A 15,191-nucleotide genomic window follows, 5' to 3' on the forward strand; every position below is an offset into this window, starting at 1 on the left:
ACCTTTCAGGGGGTGAGTTGCCGGCTGGTGTGCCGGCCGATCGGACGCGTGTGGAGATGGCCGTCGTCGCCGACGCTCACCTCGATACGCAGGCCGTAGATCTCGCTGAGGAAATCGGCCGTGAGGACCTCGGCGGGCGTTCCGGCCGCCCGCACGACGCCCTCGCTCATGAGCACGACCCGGTCGGCCACGGCCGCGGCCTGGTCGAGGTCGTGCAGCACGACACCCACGGCGACCTGGTGGTCGTCGGCGAGTTCGCGCACGATGTCGAGGATCTCGACCTGGTAGCGCAGGTCGAGGAAGGTGGTGGGCTCGTCGAGCAGGACGACGCCGGTGTCCTGGGCCAGGCAGGTGGCCAGCCAGACCCGCTGCAGCTCGCCGCCGGAGAGCTCGTCGACCGCACGCTCGGCCATCGTGTCGACGCCGGTCAGCCGCATCGCCTTGTCGACGTGCACATGCCCGTCGGTGTCGCCCGAGCCGAAGCGGCCGCGGTAGGGGTGCCGGCCGTAGGCGACGACGTCCCGCACCCGTACGCCACCCGGGGTGGGACGCGACTGGGTGAGCAGGGTGACCTTGCGGGCGAAATCCTTGGGCCGCAACGCGAAGGCGTCACCGTCGCCGTCCAGGGTCACCGTGCCGGACTGCGGGGTGTGCAGCCGGGCCAGCGAGCGCAGCAGCGTCGACTTGCCGGAGCCATTGGGGCCGACCAGCGCCACCACCTGTCCGGCGCGCAGCTCGAGGCCGGCGCCGTGCACGACGGTGCGGCCGTCGTAGGCGAGCGTCAATGCGCTGCCGGCGAGCGCGACTTCGTTCATTAGCTGAGGCTAACCTAACGTGGGCCCTGATCAAATGCGGGGCGTCGCTGATCCGACATGCGGCCGGGCCGTCACGCGGCGTTAGCCTGAGGCATGTCCGTACGCCGTGTGGCAGACCTTGATTTCGGTCAGTTCGAGGGCCGGGAGTTCCACCCCTCCCCGGCCGCGATGGAGGACGAGGTTCTCTACTTCCTGATGCTCGACCGGTTCTCCGACGGCCGGGAGCGTGACTATCTGGATGTGGACGGTCAGCCGGTCACCGACGGCACGACGCCGCCGCTGCGGCCGGGCGACCACGGCAACGCGGTGACCACGCCCGAGGACAAGGCCCGCTTCGAGGGCTCGGGGGTCAACTGGCTCGGCGGCACCCTGGCCGGGCTGCGCACCAAGCTCGGCTACCTGCGCCGGCTGGGCGTGACGGCGGTCTGGATCAGCCCGGTGCTGCGGCAGGCGCCCGGCACGAACAGCTACCACGGCTACGCCACGCAGAACTTCCTCGACGTCGACCCGCATTTCGGCACCGCCGGGGAGCTGCGTGAGCTGGTGAAGGCGGCGCACGACGAGAACATCCGGGTGATCCTCGACGTGGTGCTCAACCACGCCGGCGACGTGTTCGGCTACGACCCCGACCGCTACCGCACGCCGCAGGGCTTCTTCGACGCGCGGTGGGACGGGAACCCGTACAAGATCGAGGGTTTCCGCGACGCGAGCGGCAAACCCCTTCTCCCGTACGGTCCGGATCTCCCCGATTCGGCCTGGCCCGACGGCGCGGTCTGGCCGGCCGAGCTGCAGCAGCCCGGCACGTTCACCGGCAAGGGCCGCATCAGCAACTGGGACTGGTTCCCCGAGTTCCTCGAGGGCGACTTCGAAGGGCTCAAGGACGTCAACCTGGGCGCGGGACCGGTCGACGCGTACCGGCCGTCGGCGGGGTTGAAGGCGCTGACCCGGGCCTACCAGTACTGGATCGCGTACGCCGACCTGGACGGCTTCCGGGTCGACACGGTCAAGCACATGGACCCCGGCGCGGCCCGCTATTTCGCGTCGGCGATCCACGAGTTCGCGCAGAGCATCGGCAAGGACAACTTCTATCTGATCGCCGAGATCACCGGCGACCGCGGTTTCGCCTACCGCACGCTGGAACAGGTCGGCATGGACGCCGCGCTCGGCATCGCCGACGTGCAGGACCGTCTCGAAGGCCTGGTGAAGGGCTACCGCGACCCGGTCGAGTACTTCGATCTGTTCCGGAATTCGTACGAGGTCGGCAAGGACTCGCACACCTGGTTCCGCGACCGCGTGGTGACCAGCTACGACGATCACGACCAGGTCCGCAAGGGGCAGTCCAAGGCCCGTTTCGCGTCCGGCGCCGGCAACGACCGTCTGGCCCTGGCCGCGCTCGCCCTGAACGCGACCACGCTGGGCATCCCGTGCGTCTACTACGGCAGCGAGCAGGCGTTCGACGGCCACGGCGACAACGACCGCTACATCCGCGAGGCCATGTTCGGCGGCGACTTCGGCCCGTTCCGCAGCCGCGGCGGCCACGCCTTCGACGAGACCAACCCGATCTACCGCGACCTGTCCCGCGTCCTGCGCCTGCGCCGCCGCCTGCCCGCTCTGCGCCGCGGCCGGCAATACCTGCGCGAGATCTCCGGCGACGGCGACTCGTTCGGCCTCCCCCGCATGCTGGGCGGCCGCATGCTGTCGGTGGTCCCCTGGTCCCGCCTGCTGGCCGGCGCCGAGGTGGTCTGCGCGATCAACACCGACCCCGACCATTCCCGTACGGCGTGGGTCACCGTCGACAACGAGCTCCACACTCAAGGCGACAGCCTGACCTGCCTGTTCAGCACCGACCAGGCGGCCGAGGGCGAGCGGGTGCGGGTCGAGCCCCGCAACGGCAAGGCCGTCCGGCTCACGGTCCCGGCCGCCGGATTCGTTCTGTACGCCTGAGGTTGCGACCTGGTAGCTGATCCGGCCGGGCGCTCAGTCCGCCGCCCGGGTGCTCCGATGCGAAGTCTGTGCTGAAGATTCTCGTCCCCGTGGCCGTGCTGGCCGGAAGCATCCTGATACCCGCGGCCGCCCCTGCGGCGGTCCCCGCGAAGCGGGTCGTGGCCAAGCTCACCGGCCAGACCCGCACCGTCAAGAGCGTGGCACACTACCGCTCGCTGGCCGCCGTCCACGCCGACCTTCAGGTCACGCCGCGCCGCGCGGGCCGGGTCACCGTGGTGCTGCAGCACCGCAGCGGCGCGAAGTGGGTCACCGACCAGACCGCGACGTTCCCCACCGACGCCAAGGGGCACGCCTGGGTCGGCCTGGTCAGCGGCAACCGCAAGTGGACCTACCGCTACGCGGTCCGAGCCGTCGGCGACACCGCCGCGGCCACCTCCCCCTTGGCGACCACGGCGTCGTTCACGGTCGACTGACGATCAGCGGCGCCGGCGGGGCAGCTTGCGAGCCCGGTCACGCCGGGCCGGAGTGGCCGGGTCGGTGACCGCGCCCGCGGTCTGGCGGCGGGACTCCGGCTGGTGCAGCGGGTCGAGGCGGGCCCGAACCGCGGCCAGGGTCGTGTCGTCAGCCGGCACGGCGATGTGGAAGTGGCCCGCCTTGGCCGGGGTGAGGTCGCCGCCCCAGGTGGCCACGCCCTCGACGTCGAGCAGGATGTCGCGGACCACCAGCTCCTGGTGGGGCCACAGCTTCTCGCGGCCACCGAGCGGATAGGAACGGGGATAGAGGGCGATTCCCGTACCCGAGCGGTAGTGGGATTCGAAGCCCGCCTCGACCGGGGCGTCGGCCCGCCAGCCGGTGACGCCGCCCTCGCCGGTGTCGAGCGGGGCGATCTCGTAGTGCCAGCGGCGGGCGATGTGCAGCAGCACGGCCGCGGCGTCGCGGTGCAGGGCGACGGTGGCCCGCGCGCCCGCGATCGGATAGGTGGCGATCGCCCCGGCCGGCCAGGGGGTGGCGGCCCGGGCGGGGGCGGCGAACGGCACCAGGCCGGCCGCTCCGGCCGCACCGAACAGGACTCTCCGGGTGACCATCAGTTGACCTCCAAGCTGGTGACACCGGGATCGCCGTTGTCGCGCCACACGTCGTGGTCGAGGCCGAAGCCGGGCTGGATCTCGTACTCGCGGATCTGGTTGAACGACCAGTTGGCCGGCAGCGGGAAGCCCAGGTTGCCGGAGTAGCCCCACGACATGCCGGAGACCAGCGACCACGTGGCACCGGTCTCGCGGGACACCCGCGTGCAGACGTTGCGGGAGCCGTACACACCGAACTTGTAACGCGAACCGAGATCGCGCAGGCCGTCCCGTACACCCTCGAAATAGGGTTTGACGTTGCTGTCGATCTCGACGTCGAGCGCGTCGTAGTCGACCGCGAAATAGATGCACACGCCGGCCGGAATGCCGTACCCGATCGACTTCTGGTGGGCGATCTGCCCCTGCTCGTAGCCCTTCTGATAGGTGAAGTTGCCGAGCTGGGTGCCGTTGTACTGGAAGAGCGGGAAGAAGCGCAGCCCGTTGGCGAGAATCGTCTGCGGCTCGCCCGGCTTCAACGCCTTGCCCAGGTAGTAGGGGTCGGTCGGCGGCAGATGTTCGTCGAGATAGCGGCCGACGATCCGGTAACCGGCCGCCTTCAGCGCCTGCGCGCGGGCCGCGGTGATCTCGGTGATGCAGTCGCTGCCGGTCGCCGGCCGGTCCACGTCACCCGACGAGACGAGCAGCTGGGCCCAGGTCGTGTAGTCGTTGTTCAGCGTCGCCGGGATCTGTGAGAACTGCTGGAAGGCGCGCAGCCAGTCGGTGTGGCTGCTGGTCTGGGTGTCCGTGCCGAGATCGCTCGCCAGGTAGGCCAGCCCGTTCACGGGCGAGTTGAAATAGCAGGCGGCCCGGAACAGATAGCGCAGATTGCCGAACAGCGGCTGCGATCCGCGTCCCTTGAGAGCGGCCTGCGTGCCCGGCCCGAAATAGCCGTTGATCGAGGCGAGGGCGATCCCGAGTTCGTACTGCAGGCCCATCATGAAGCCCTGCTGCACGTCGCGCGAGTAGTAGCCGTCGCACGGAACCAGCGACATCGCCGGAATGCCGATGCCGGCCACGTAACGGCGGTTGAGGAACTGCTGCACGCTCCGGATCGTCGCGTCTCCGCCGGGTACCGCCTGGAACTGGTCCATGCGCATCATCGCCTTGCAGATGTGCGGCCACATCTTCAGGCGGATCGTGTCGTCGGTGTATTCGAGGCCGGCGTCGCCGTAGAGCCGGGCCAGCGCGCCCTGGGAATCGAACGTCCACTTGCTCTGATCGGTCGACGTCCAATAGCCCTTGCACCACAGGGCGCCGTTGTAGAGCCGTACGAGATTGGTGTTGCTCTCGAGGCCGGGCAGCGTACCTCGAGCCTTGACAGCGTTGAACGTGCCCTGCCCGAAGTTCTGCACGGTCGGCGTGATGCCGTGCTCGACCTGCAGACCCTGCGTCAGCGAATAGACGGTCGACCATCCCGTACGGCCGTTCTCCGGGCATCGGATGTAACCGGCCGCATTGGCGTACGTCTGGTTGACCCACTTCTGCGCGGCGTAGACGTAGATGTCGGCCAAGCCGGTCCACGGGGCGGCCGGATCGATCGTGGAACCGGGCTGGGCGTACATCGACAGGTTGCCCGGGCATTCGGTGCCGAACTCGAAGGAATGCGGCAGGATCATGGTTCCCGTACGGCGTGGGGCCTCCTCGCGCAGATGGCGGATGAGCTCCCGGTACGACCGCAGCATCGCCTCGCCGGCCGTCTGGTTCGACCGCATCAACGCGCAGATCGAGTAGAAGTTGGAATTGCGCCCGAGGTCGGTGCCGCTGATCTTCGCGCCGTAATTGGCCTCACCGCGCTCGTATCCGCGCCCGGTGAAGATGTCGCCGTGCGGGCAGATGAAGAAGTTGTACGCGATGTCGCCGTTGAACTCGTTCCCGCCGGTGTGCTCGTCGTAGACGTCGGCGATGTCGCGCTTGCACTCGGTGTGCGAGTCGTAGTCGTAGGCGAGGTCCTGGGCCGGGCCGCGGTGGTGGATGAACACCCCGGCGTGCGGATTCCAGTCCGGATTGAGGCTCGGCTGCGGCGGCGCGGACGCGTGTGGCTGCTTGCTCGGCACCACGAACGCGGCCCACTCCGAGCGCGGCAGGATGGTGACCATCGTGCTCTCCCCCGTGTGACGCTGACTTGTGTCGGCGGCTGAGCATCCGTGCCCGCGACCCCGTACGGCAAGTCGTTTCATCTATATCTAAAGAGTTCGATCTCGTACGCGATGTGATCTAGGCAACAAGGGCGTAGCGTCGGTGGTCGTCGCCGCTGGGGAGGTCGCGCCCATGACCGCCGTGCAACCGAAACCGATCGAGACGCGCCCCTGGCCGGTGCGCCAGCAGGTGCGCGGCAGCTTCCTGGCCCGCACGATCCGCACCACCGATGCCAAGCAGATCGGCATCATGTACCTGGCCACGGCGTTCGGTTTCTTCATGGTCGGCGGCCTGATGGCGCTGCTGATGCGGGCCGAGCTGGCCCGGCCGGGCATGCAGTTCCTGTCGCCCGAGCAGTACAACCAGCTGTTCACCATGCACGGCACGATCATGCTGTTGCTGTTCGCGACGCCGATCGTGTTCGCGTTCGCCAACTTCGTGGTCCCGCTGCAGATCGGCGCCCCCGACGTGGCGTTCCCGCGGCTCAACGCGTTCGCATACTGGCTCTATCTCTTCGGCGGCAGCATCGCCGTGGCCGGTTTCCTGGTACCCGGCGGCGCGGCCGACTTCGGCTGGACGGCCTACACGCCGCTGAGCGACGGCCCGAACACGCCCGGCGTCGGCCCCAACATGTGGGTGGTCGGGCTGGCCATCAGCGGCCTCGGCACGATCCTGGGCGGCGTCAACATGATCACCACGATCCTGACGCTGCGGGCGCCCGGCATGACCATGTTCCGGATGCCGATCTTCACCTGGAACATCCTGCTGACCAGCCTGCTCGTGATCCTGATCTTCCCGTTCCTGGCGGCCGCCCTGTTCGCGCTGGCCGCCGACCGCATCCTCGACGCACAGGTGTTCGCGCCCGAGACCGGCGGCCCGATGCTGTGGCAGCACCTGTTCTGGTTCTTCGGCCATCCCGAGGTCTACGTGGTGGCGCTGCCCTTCTTCGGCATCGTCACCGAGGTCATCCCGGTCTTCAGCCGCAAACCCGTGTTCGGTTACAAGGGCCTGGTGTCGGCCACGCTGCTGATCTCCGCGCTGTCGTTCGTGGTGTGGGCGCACCACATGTTCGCCACCGGCCAGGTCCTGCTGCCCTTCTTCAGCCTGCTCAGCTATCTCATCGCCGTACCGACGGGAATGAAGTTCTTCGTCTGGATCGGCACCATGTGGCGAGGTCAGGTCAGCTTCGAGGCCCCGATGATGTTCGCGATCGGGTTCCTGGTGACGTTCCTGTTCGGCGGGCTGACCGGGGTGCTGCTGGCCTCCCCGCCGATCGACTTCCACGTGCACGACAGCTACTTCGTGGTCGCCCACTTCCACTACGTGCTGTTCGGCACCATCGTGTTCGCGGTGTTCGCCGGCATCTACTTCTGGTTCCCGAAGATGTTCGGCCGGATGCTCGACGACCGCCTCGGCAAGGTCCACTTCTGGCTGACCTTCGTCGGCTTCCACACCACGTTCCTGGTGCAGCACTGGCTCGGCGCCGAGGGCATGCCCCGCCGCTACGCCGACTACCTGACCGGCGACGGCTTCACGACGCTCAACACCATCTCGACGATCGGCTCGTTCATCCTGGGCGTCTCGACTCTGCCGTTCCTCTACAACGTCTGGCACTCCTACCGCGCCGGCCCGGTCGTCACCGTCCAGGACCCGTGGGGCCACGGCAACTCGCTGGAGTGGGCCACGTCGACCCCGCCGCCGCTGCGCAACTTCGACAAGATGCCCCGCATCCGCTCCGAGCGGCCCGCCTTCGACGCCAAGTTCCCGTCGCTGGCCGCGGGCAGCCAGTCGAAGCAGGGCCCACCCGAGGGCGGCGCCCGGCCGCTCACGCCGGAGTCGTCGGGCGGGGCGACGTATCAGGAAGACGCTTGATCAACCGTCGGACGATCACCAGCGGGACGAGGCCGAACACGCCGAACGAGATGTCGACCGGCAGCCACCACCAGGGCAGCCCGCGGATCGGTCCGGCGATCAGGGCGAGCGGGATGATCGCCAGGCAGCACAGCATGGCCCACTCGATCACCCAGACGTTGCGGACCGGGTCGCGCCACGGCCCGACGAACGCCATCGCGATCACCAGATGCGCAAAAGCCAGCCAATCGGTCCCGTACGCCAGGAAGGGGTAGTTCTCGCCGGTCACGATCAGCCCCTCACGCACCTGATCGATGAACGTGACGAGCGCGTCCGGGGCCGGCACGCGGTGCAGCACCCAGGCCAGCAGCCGGACCTCGCTGACCAAGGGGAACGCCGTCACCCCGCTGAGCACCAGCCCGACGACGAAGACCACCAGCCACGCGCGGATCGCTTTCACGATCGTGAACCTAGGCGGCCTCCCGGTCGGCCGGCCACCCCGCACACAACACCTTCACCTTTTATGCGCGATACCCGTCGAACAGCGGCCCGCCCGCCCGGTCGAGCACCTCACGGGCAAGATCTTCCGGGCTTTCCCGTACGCGCACCCACCGCTCGGCCAACGCAGGATCAAGCCCCCGGAGCTCGCGCAGCAGCCACTTGCCCTGACTGACCCAGCCCCCACCGAGCAGCAGCGCCGCCTTCGCCGTCTCCGTCCACAGCGCGGCCGCGATGAGCGTCCGCTCCCCCGGATCGGTGGCGTGCACATAATCGTCGAGGCTGTCCGTCAACGCGTACCGCAGCCGTTCCCGCTCGCCCTCGCTCAACGGTTCCGGCCCGCCCGCGAGCACTTCCGCGCATCGGGCTGTCCATTCACTCGGATCCCCGCGCAGCGCCACACCGGTGGCGAGCATGCGGTGGGTGCTCGGTTTGCGCTTTTCCCGCTCACTGGCGAGAAATCCTTCCAGCGCTTCCCGCGTATGCACGAACAACTCAACCGGCCACCCGCGAAACCGCAGGCTCTCCCGATACCCCGGCCCTTCCGGGATGAGCACCACAATGTCCAGATCAGATCCCGCCGTACGGGCCGGGCCGAGCACACTGCCGGTCAGGATCGCCCAGACCGCCCGCGGAAAGCGTTCGTCAACCAATGCCCGGGCGTCGCCGATCGGATCCATGCGCCCATACTGGCATCCCCTGCCGTCTCCTTTGAGGATGCGCCGATGCCGACCTTCGCGTCGTACGACGGGACGACCCTCGCCTACCACGTCCGGGGCGACGGACCCGTTCTCGTGTGCCTGCCCGGGGGTCCTGGCCGCGCCACCCCGTACATGGGCGACCTCGGTGGGCTGGACATTCTCCGCGCTCTGGTGATGCTGGACAACCGCGGGACCGGTGAGTCCCAGGTCCCGCACGACAAGGGCAGCTACCGCGTCGACCGGCTCGTGGAAGACGTCGAGGCGTTGCGCGAGCATCTCGGCCTTCCCATGCTGGACCTGCTCGCGCACTCCGCCGGGACCAACGTCGCGACCCTGTACGCGGCGGCCCACCCGTCCCGGGTCAGCACGTTGACGCTGGTCACGGGCCTGCTGCGAGTGGCCGGCCTGACGTGGGAGGACGTGGAGGAGGGCATCGAGAAGCGGTCGGGCGAGCCGTGGTACGCCGCCGCCATGGAGGCCGACGCGCAGCTCGAAGCGCTGGACGACGACGCCGACCCGGCTCTGGTCAAGGAGCTGGAGGATCGCACCGTGCCGTTCAGTTACGGGCGCTGGGATGCGACGGCTCAGGCGCATGCGGCGGCCGCGCCGGAACAGTTCTGCGAGCCGGCCCGCAAAGGCTTCTGGGACGGCTACGACAAGGACCCGGCCGCGCTGGCCGCGCGGCTGAAGCAGCTCACCGCGCCCGTGCTGGTCGTCGTCGGCGGCGTCGACCTCGTTCCCGACCTCGCGGCGTCCCGGGCCGGCGCGGCGTTCTTCCCGAACTCCAGCGTGGTGACCATCCCCGGCGCCGGCCACTTCCCCTGGCTCGACGACCCATCGGCGTTCGTCTCCGCAGTCACCCGATCATGAGGTCGGCAGCCCCGCCTCGGGCCGTACGGCATCGGGGTCGTCCCGCCCCGAGTCAAGGAATCTGACCGCCATCGCCACCGCCTCCCCGAACCCCTCGGCCAGAGAGTCGTCGGTCTCTGCGGACGAGGTCATCGACGAGGCACTGCGCTATCGGCCCTTCATCGGCTGACGGAGAAGTCATCTCGCCGGCTACGTAAAGGGAAGCGCGATGACCGCCCGCTCGTCGAGGCTGTCCGTCAGCACGTACCGCAGCCGATCCCGCTCGCTCTCGCTCAACGGTTCCGGCCCGCCCGCGAGCACTTCCGCGCACCGGGTTGTCCATTCGCTCGGATCCCCGCGCAACGCCACCCCGGTAGCGAGCATGCGATGGGTGCTCGGTTTGCGCTTTTCCCGCTCACTGGCGAGAAAGCGCTCCAGCCCGGACGACGTCACTCTCGCCGAGACCCTTGCTCAGGGTGCCCCTCGAGGGGCAGGCCGGCGGCGGCGCGCAGCGCCTCGGGGTCGTCGCGGCCCGAGTCGAGGAACCGCAGCAGCATCGTCACCGCGTCGCCGAACCCCTCGACCAGCGTGTCGTCGGTGCCGACGGCCCAGTAGCCCTCCTGCACGTCGTGGGCGTTGTGGTTGACCGGGCACCAGCAGGCCACCTCGACCGACGCCCGCACCGCCAGCCGCGGGCACCAGGCCACGTCGAGGCCGGCGCTCAGCCAGTCGACCCCGGTGGAGAAGAGCATGACCGATCCGCCGAGGACCAGCCGGTAGAGATCGTCCTCCGGGTCCGGCCGTTCGACGTTCTCGCTCAGCCACAGCCAACCGGTGCGGCCGGCGGCGGCCGGGTGGGCCTCGAGCCGGGCGCCCAGCCGGCGCAGCTCCCCGAGGACAGCCCGGTGGTCGGGCAGCAGCGCATCGAGGGGCACTTCGGCAAGGGACGCGACCGGCTTGGCCATGCCGCCATCGTGACAGACCCGCGAAACCACGGCCATCATGTGCCCGGTGACCATGCCGAGGAGCGGTTGCTACCGTGCCGACGTGGCCGACGATCAGCACTCACCTGTGACCATGGACCGTGCGACGGGGAGCGCGAACGGATGAGGCGGAACGAGGCCGACCGGGACCGGGCGTCACTGCGACGTCGCCTGGAGGTGCTCCGGTTACCGGTGAGCACGCTACGGCGGGCCGGCCATCTGCTTCCGTCGTCGACCGATCGGGACTGGGAGCGGACACCGCAGTCGGTCGGCGTCGGGCCGGACCAGCAGCCCGTCGCGGTGTGGAACGACCACTCACGACCGCAGCGCCGGCTTGTCACCGCTCATGATGACCGCGGGCGCGCTCTCCGATCGGTGGTTCTGGACGGCTGCCTGCTCCCCACTTTTGTCCAGCCGCTGCCCGGCGACCGGATCCTGCTGGTGTCCGCCCGGCGCCGGGAAGGGTCCAACGCCGAGGTCTGGGACTTTGACGGGCACCGTCACCACGCCGGCGACCTCGGCGACGCCGTCGAGCAGGTGCTGACCACCCCCGCCGGCGACATCTGGGTCGGCTACTTCGACGAGGCGAAGAGCGGCAGCGGTCCACAGACCCACGGCCTCGCCCGCTTCACCGGCGACCTGCGACCGGCGTGGCTGTACCCGGCGGGGCCGGACTCACCGCTACCGTCGATCTTCGACTGCTTCACGCTGAACGTCACCGCGGAAACCGCATGGACCTGCGCCTACACCGACTTCCACCTGGTCTCGGCGAGCGGCACCCAGGCCACCGACCACGGCCGCGCGCCCTACCAGGGCGCCCACATGCTGCTGGTCGACGGTCGTCGCGGAGCCCTGATCGGTGGGTACGCACCCGAGTACGACCTGATCACCCGCTACCGGACAACCCCCGACGGACCGGTCACCGACGGCCCGCCACGACGGCTGGTGCTCCCGGACGGCATGGAACTCCGCGACTTCCGCGCCACCGCCCGCGGACCCGAGCTGCACATCTTCATCAGAACAACGTGGTACCGCGCCGACCTCGACTCCCTCGGTGCCGACAGCACCTGACCATCGGCTTCGTGACGCCCGCCCCGGTGCACGACCAAGGCCGTGTCCGGCCCCTTGTCGCCCGCGCCGAGAAGCGGGTCGTAACGGCTTTTGCTTCATGCCGTTCCCCTCATGTCATCCTGTTTTCATGGACGGTCACGACGCTCGCGGCGACGTCGTGCGCCTGCTTTCCCTCGTTGAGCGGGCGCCGGAGCAGCCGATGCCCGGAGGCGTGAGCGACCACGACCTTGCCGATCTGCAGCGACGACTCGGCTGTCCTCTGCCGACCGAACTGGTCGAGTGGCTTCGAATCTGCAAGGGCGAGGCCATCGGCGCCGGCGGCGTCTTCGGTGCACGGCCCGACCAGGACCACCTCGATATCGCCACCTACCTCACGTTGTACCCACGTTGGCGAGAGCTGAGCTGGCTGCCGGTCGCCGGCGACGGCTGCGGCAATTACTACGTACTCGTCGGCAGCGGCCCTCTCGCGGGCAAGGTGGCATTCGTCGACACGATGTCTGATCCGGACAGCGTGGAAGTGATCGCGGGCGACAGCTTGTGGACTTTCCTGCAGTCCTACCTCATACGTGGATGAGCGGATGGCGACATGCCCGGACGCCGCGCTCCGTCAGCCAGGCTCAATGTCCGGGATCGGGGTCCCGAGTTCCCAGAACCGGTTGATCGCTTCCCAGTACTTCGCTGACAGCGGGCGCAGCCAAGGCCGGAACGCCTCGGGGTCAACGCCACGCGACGTGACGGTCTGCATCTGCATGCCTTCGAGATAGCCGATCACACCCAGCTCGGAGACGTACGAGTCGCCATGAAGGATCAGATGCTCGATGTAGTCGAAGGCGGCATCGAACTCGCTCGTGTCGCTCGCAGCGAGACGGTCGGCGAGGTGTCCGACCACCCAGGCCGCGTCCAGGTAGCCGAGACGACCGCCGGGAGAGCCCGGGTCGGCGTTGTCATCAGCAATCTCAGCCCACTCGTCCGACAGTGACGGAAGCGCAGTGAGTAGCAGCGTGGGGACCTGCTCGGCGGTGACACGTGCTTCGGTGGACCCCACGCCCGCCAGCCTAGCCAGGACGCTAGGTGCGGCGCAGGACGGACTGGACGCCGGCCAGGAGCTGGTCCCGGGTGTAGGGCTTGGCGACGATCATCGAGTCGGGTTCGAGGTTGTTGCCGGACTCGTCGATCAGGGCCTCGGCGAAACCCGAGACGAAGACCACCCGCAGGCCGGGGCGGCGCTGTTTGGCCACCCGGGCCAGCTGGCGGCCGTTCATGCCGGGCATCACCACGTCGGTGATCATGGCGGCGATCGGGTCGGTGTGGCCGTCGAGCAGGCGTAGCGCCTCGACGGCGTCGGCCGCCGACAGCACGCGGTAGCCGGCCCCGCCCAGGTAGCGGGCGGTCACCTCGCGCAGGTCGGCCTCGTCGTCGACCAGCAGCAGCGTCTCCCCGCCACCGGCGCCGACGTGGCCGGGGGCGACCGGGACAACAGGCGCCGCCGAAACACCGGGCGCAGCCGGAACGGGAGCGGTCGGAACGGGCGCCGGCGGGACGGCGGCAACGGCCTCGCCACCGGCCGTCGGAGGAGCAACGACAACCGAATCCCGTACGGCGGGAAGGGTGATCGTCGCCGTCGTTCCGTCACCGGGGTGGGAAGTGAGCGCGATATGCCCGCCGGCCTGGCTCACGATGCCGTGGGCGGTGGACAGGCCGAGCCCGGCCGTGCCGGTCGAGCGCTTCGTGGTGAAGAACGGCTCGAACGCCCGGTCCAGCACGTCACCGTCCATGCCGCGGCCCGCGTCCTGGATCGTCACCACCGCGTCCCCCTCCGGCGAGGTGGCGGTGGCGATGACGATCGGGCCGCCGTCCGGCATCGCGTCGGCGCTGTTGCTGACCAGGTTGGCCAGCACCTGGCTGATCTGGCGGGGGTCGGCCCGCACCTCGGACAGGCCGGGCGTCAGGCGCAGCTCGACCGAGGCCGTGCCCGCCGACTCGCGCAGCCCGCCGATCAGGTCGCGCAGCAGGGCGTTGAGGTCGAACGTCGTCGGCTGGGTGATCTCGCGCCGCCCGAACGCCAGCAGTTGCTGGGTGAGTGCCTTGGCCCGTTCCCCGCCCTTCACGACCTGGTCGAGGTCGGCCAGCATCGAGGCCGCCATCTCGGGCGGCACGGCGCCCTCGGCGTCCTGCAGCGTCTCGATCGCGAGCGTGGTGTAGCCGAGGATCGCCCCCAGGATGTTGTTGAAGTCGTGCGCCGCTCCCCCGGCCATGCGGCGCAAACTGTCCAGACGTTCCGCGTCCCGCCGCCGGGCGTCCTCCTGGCGGCGCCGGCTCTCGTCGCGCAGCCGTTGCTCGGCCGCCACCAGGTCGGAGACGTCGTCGACCATGAGGACGCCGCCGGCCAGTTCGGCCTCCTCGTCGTCCTGGATGCGCCGCAGTTGCAGCCGCAGGTAACGCTCGGTGCCGTCGGGCAGTTCGAGGCGGTGGGTGAACCGGCGTTCGGACGCTCCCCCGCGCAGCAGGTCGAGGGCGTCGCGGCGCGACGACGCGTCCAGGCAGGCGAGCCAGCCCCGGCCGAGCAGACCCGGGATGGGCGTACGCATGATCTCGGCCAGCCGTGGGTTGATGTAGTCGGCCTCCCCGTCGGCGTCGAGCAGCGCGATGCCGACCGGGGACGCCACCGCCATCGCCTCGAAGCGCTGTTCCGTGTGGTGCAGCGCGCGGACCTTCTCGATCAGCTTGGCGTTGACCGCCTGCACGTGGGCCTGGGCGAAGTCGCCGGAGGGCACGGCGTCGATCGAGACCGGCCCCTCGGCCAGCGCGGCGTCGATGGCGTCGAGCAGTTCGTCGGGGCTCTGCGAGCGCAGCACGACCTGGCTGACCCCGCACGCCTCGGCGATCGGCCGGGTCTCGGGCTCGAGGTAGTTGGCGGTGTAGAAGATGACCGGGGCCTGCGCGGCCAGCTCGTCGGGGTCGGTGCGCAGCCGGTGCACGAGTTCCAGGCCGTCGATGCCGGGCATCAGCACGTCGGAGACGACGATGTCGGGATGGTGCTCGTGGGCGAGGCGCAGCGCGTCGGCGCCGTCGTGGGCCTCGATCACGTCGTGGCCCCGGTAGCCCAGCAGCAAACGGACGATGTCGCGGTTCGCGGCGACATCGTCGACGACCATCACCGTCGCCACCGGCGGCTCCTCATCCTCATGTCCGTTACAAGACTAAAGCACGATAATTCCC

Annotated in this window: 16 protein-coding genes; 6 read left to right on the forward strand and 10 right to left on the reverse strand. The window is 69.4% G+C overall.

The genetic code is table 11. The features are described 5' to 3' along the window. Window positions 1-5 precede the first annotated feature (5 nt). The gene (locus JIG36_RS45555) at window positions 6-815 is read right to left on the reverse strand and encodes an ABC transporter ATP-binding protein (protein WP_203383141.1); all 810 of its coding nucleotides are present in this window, start codon (window positions 813-815) and stop codon (window positions 6-8) included. A 93-nt stretch (window positions 816-908) separates the two neighbouring features. On the opposite strand from JIG36_RS45555, the gene JIG36_RS45560 reads away from it, so the two are divergent. Beyond that, entirely contained in the window at window positions 909-2,759 is a 1,851-nt protein-coding gene (locus JIG36_RS45560; protein WP_203383142.1) for an alpha-amylase family glycosyl hydrolase, read from the forward strand. Window positions 2,760-2,827: 68 nt separating this feature from the next. Then, window positions 2,828-3,232 carry a hypothetical protein gene (locus JIG36_RS45565; RefSeq protein ID WP_203383143.1) on the forward strand — a complete coding sequence of 135 codons (405 nt, stop codon included), beginning with the start codon at window positions 2,828-2,830 and terminating at the stop codon, window positions 3,230-3,232. Window positions 3,233-3,235: 3 nt separating this feature from the next. Here JIG36_RS45565 and JIG36_RS45570 read toward each other — a convergent pair whose 3' ends face one another. Together JIG36_RS45570 and JIG36_RS45575 are read right to left on the reverse strand one after the other, a co-directional pair. After that, window positions 3,236-3,844, reverse strand: a complete 609-nt coding sequence (locus JIG36_RS45570) for a hypothetical protein (RefSeq protein WP_203383144.1) — start codon at window positions 3,842-3,844, stop codon at window positions 3,236-3,238. Continuing rightward, complete coding sequence (locus tag JIG36_RS45575; RefSeq protein ID WP_203383145.1) at window positions 3,844-5,979, reverse strand: glycoside hydrolase domain-containing protein; 2,136 nt, start codon at window positions 5,977-5,979, stop codon at window positions 3,844-3,846. Before JIG36_RS45575 ends, JIG36_RS45570 begins: the two co-directional genes overlap by 1 nt. A gap of 172 nt (window positions 5,980-6,151) precedes the next feature. Between JIG36_RS45575 and ctaD the strand changes: the two genes are divergently transcribed. Next, window positions 6,152-7,891: an aa3-type cytochrome oxidase subunit I gene (ctaD, locus tag JIG36_RS45580; protein ID WP_203383146.1), complete on the forward strand. Its 1,740-nt coding sequence runs from the start codon at window positions 6,152-6,154 to the stop codon at window positions 7,889-7,891. On the opposite strand, the gene JIG36_RS45585 is transcribed toward ctaD, so the two are convergent. Together JIG36_RS45585 and JIG36_RS45590 are read right to left on the reverse strand one after the other, a co-directional pair. Beyond that, window positions 7,845-8,330 (reverse strand): hypothetical protein, encoded by a 486-nt coding sequence (locus JIG36_RS45585; RefSeq protein WP_203383147.1) that lies wholly within the window; start codon window positions 8,328-8,330, stop codon window positions 7,845-7,847. The genes ctaD and JIG36_RS45585 overlap by 47 nt on opposite strands. 61 nt (window positions 8,331-8,391) lie before the next feature. Next, on the reverse strand, window positions 8,392-9,048 hold the full coding sequence (locus tag JIG36_RS45590) for a nucleotidyltransferase domain-containing protein (RefSeq protein WP_203383148.1): 657 nt from the start codon (window positions 9,046-9,048) through the stop codon (window positions 8,392-8,394). Between the two features lie 45 nt (window positions 9,049-9,093). Between JIG36_RS45590 and JIG36_RS45595 the strand changes: the two genes are divergently transcribed. Beyond that, on the forward strand, window positions 9,094-9,939 hold the full coding sequence (locus JIG36_RS45595; protein ID WP_203383149.1) for an alpha/beta fold hydrolase: 846 nt from the start codon (window positions 9,094-9,096) through the stop codon (window positions 9,937-9,939). On the opposite strand, the gene JIG36_RS45600 is transcribed toward JIG36_RS45595, so the two are convergent. From JIG36_RS45600 to JIG36_RS45610, 3 genes are read right to left on the reverse strand one after another with little or no spacing between them, the layout of a single operon-like run. Continuing rightward, a complete protein-coding gene (locus JIG36_RS45600) occupies window positions 9,934-10,071 on the reverse strand; it encodes a hypothetical protein (RefSeq protein WP_203383150.1) in 138 nt (45 codons plus the stop codon). The genes JIG36_RS45595 and JIG36_RS45600 overlap by 6 nt on opposite strands. A gap of 57 nt (window positions 10,072-10,128) precedes the next feature. Then, on the reverse strand, window positions 10,129-10,371 hold the full coding sequence (locus JIG36_RS45605) for a hypothetical protein (protein ID WP_203383151.1): 243 nt from the start codon (window positions 10,369-10,371) through the stop codon (window positions 10,129-10,131). Then, the gene (locus tag JIG36_RS45610; protein WP_203383152.1) at window positions 10,368-10,883 is read right to left on the reverse strand and encodes a hypothetical protein; all 516 of its coding nucleotides are present in this window, start codon (window positions 10,881-10,883) and stop codon (window positions 10,368-10,370) included. The genes JIG36_RS45605 and JIG36_RS45610 overlap by 4 nt, the downstream gene beginning before the upstream one ends. A 210-nt stretch (window positions 10,884-11,093) precedes the next feature. Here JIG36_RS45610 and JIG36_RS45615 point away from each other — a divergent pair, with 210 nt between their 5' ends. Both JIG36_RS45615 and JIG36_RS45620 read left to right on the forward strand, forming a co-directional pair. Further along, window positions 11,094-11,972 (forward strand): hypothetical protein, encoded by an 879-nt coding sequence (locus JIG36_RS45615; protein ID WP_203383153.1) that lies wholly within the window; start codon window positions 11,094-11,096, stop codon window positions 11,970-11,972. Between the two features lie 127 nt (window positions 11,973-12,099). Then, window positions 12,100-12,546, forward strand: a complete 447-nt coding sequence (locus JIG36_RS45620) for an SMI1/KNR4 family protein (protein WP_203383154.1) — start codon at window positions 12,100-12,102, stop codon at window positions 12,544-12,546. A gap of 33 nt (window positions 12,547-12,579) precedes the next feature. On the opposite strand, the gene JIG36_RS45625 is transcribed toward JIG36_RS45620, so the two are convergent. Together JIG36_RS45625 and JIG36_RS45630 are read right to left on the reverse strand one after the other, a co-directional pair. Further along, window positions 12,580-13,017, reverse strand: a complete 438-nt coding sequence (locus JIG36_RS45625; RefSeq protein ID WP_203383155.1) for a DUF7674 family protein — start codon at window positions 13,015-13,017, stop codon at window positions 12,580-12,582. Window positions 13,018-13,039: 22 nt separating this feature from the next. Beyond that, on the reverse strand, window positions 13,040-15,139 hold the full coding sequence (locus tag JIG36_RS45630) for an ATP-binding response regulator (protein ID WP_307873178.1): 2,100 nt from the start codon (window positions 15,137-15,139) through the stop codon (window positions 13,040-13,042). Between the last annotated feature and the right edge of the window lie 52 nt (window positions 15,140-15,191).

This window comes from Paractinoplanes ovalisporus, assembly GCF_016834655.1.
In the GTDB taxonomy this organism is placed as follows: domain Bacteria; phylum Actinomycetota; class Actinomycetes; order Mycobacteriales; family Micromonosporaceae; genus Actinoplanes; species Actinoplanes ovalisporus.

Bases quoted from the DNA above. Each gene is read 5' to 3' on its own strand.
- JIG36_RS45555 (WP_203383141.1), bottom strand. From the start codon at position 815: ATGAACGAAGTCGCGCTCGCCGGCAGCGCATTGACGCTCGCCTACGAC.
- JIG36_RS45560 (WP_203383142.1), top strand. From the start codon at position 909: ATGTCCGTACGCCGTGTGGCAGACCTTGATTTCGGTCAGTTCGAGGGC.
- JIG36_RS45570 (WP_203383144.1), bottom strand. From the start codon at position 3,844: ATGGTCACCCGGAGAGTCCTGTTCGGTGCGGCCGGAGCGGCCGGCCTG.
- JIG36_RS45575 (WP_203383145.1), bottom strand. From the start codon at position 5,979: ATGGTCACCATCCTGCCGCGCTCGGAGTGGGCCGCGTTCGTGGTGCCG.
- ctaD (WP_203383146.1), top strand. From the start codon at position 6,152: ATGACCGCCGTGCAACCGAAACCGATCGAGACGCGCCCCTGGCCGGTG.
- JIG36_RS45590 (WP_203383148.1), bottom strand. From the start codon at position 9,048: ATGGATCCGATCGGCGACGCCCGGGCATTGGTTGACGAACGCTTTCCG.
- JIG36_RS45595 (WP_203383149.1), top strand. From the start codon at position 9,094: ATGCCGACCTTCGCGTCGTACGACGGGACGACCCTCGCCTACCACGTC.
- JIG36_RS45600 (WP_203383150.1), bottom strand. From the start codon at position 10,071: ATGACCTCGTCCGCAGAGACCGACGACTCTCTGGCCGAGGGGTTCGGG.
- JIG36_RS45610 (WP_203383152.1), bottom strand. From the start codon at position 10,883: ATGGCCAAGCCGGTCGCGTCCCTTGCCGAAGTGCCCCTCGATGCGCTG.
- JIG36_RS45620 (WP_203383154.1), top strand. From the start codon at position 12,100: ATGGACGGTCACGACGCTCGCGGCGACGTCGTGCGCCTGCTTTCCCTC.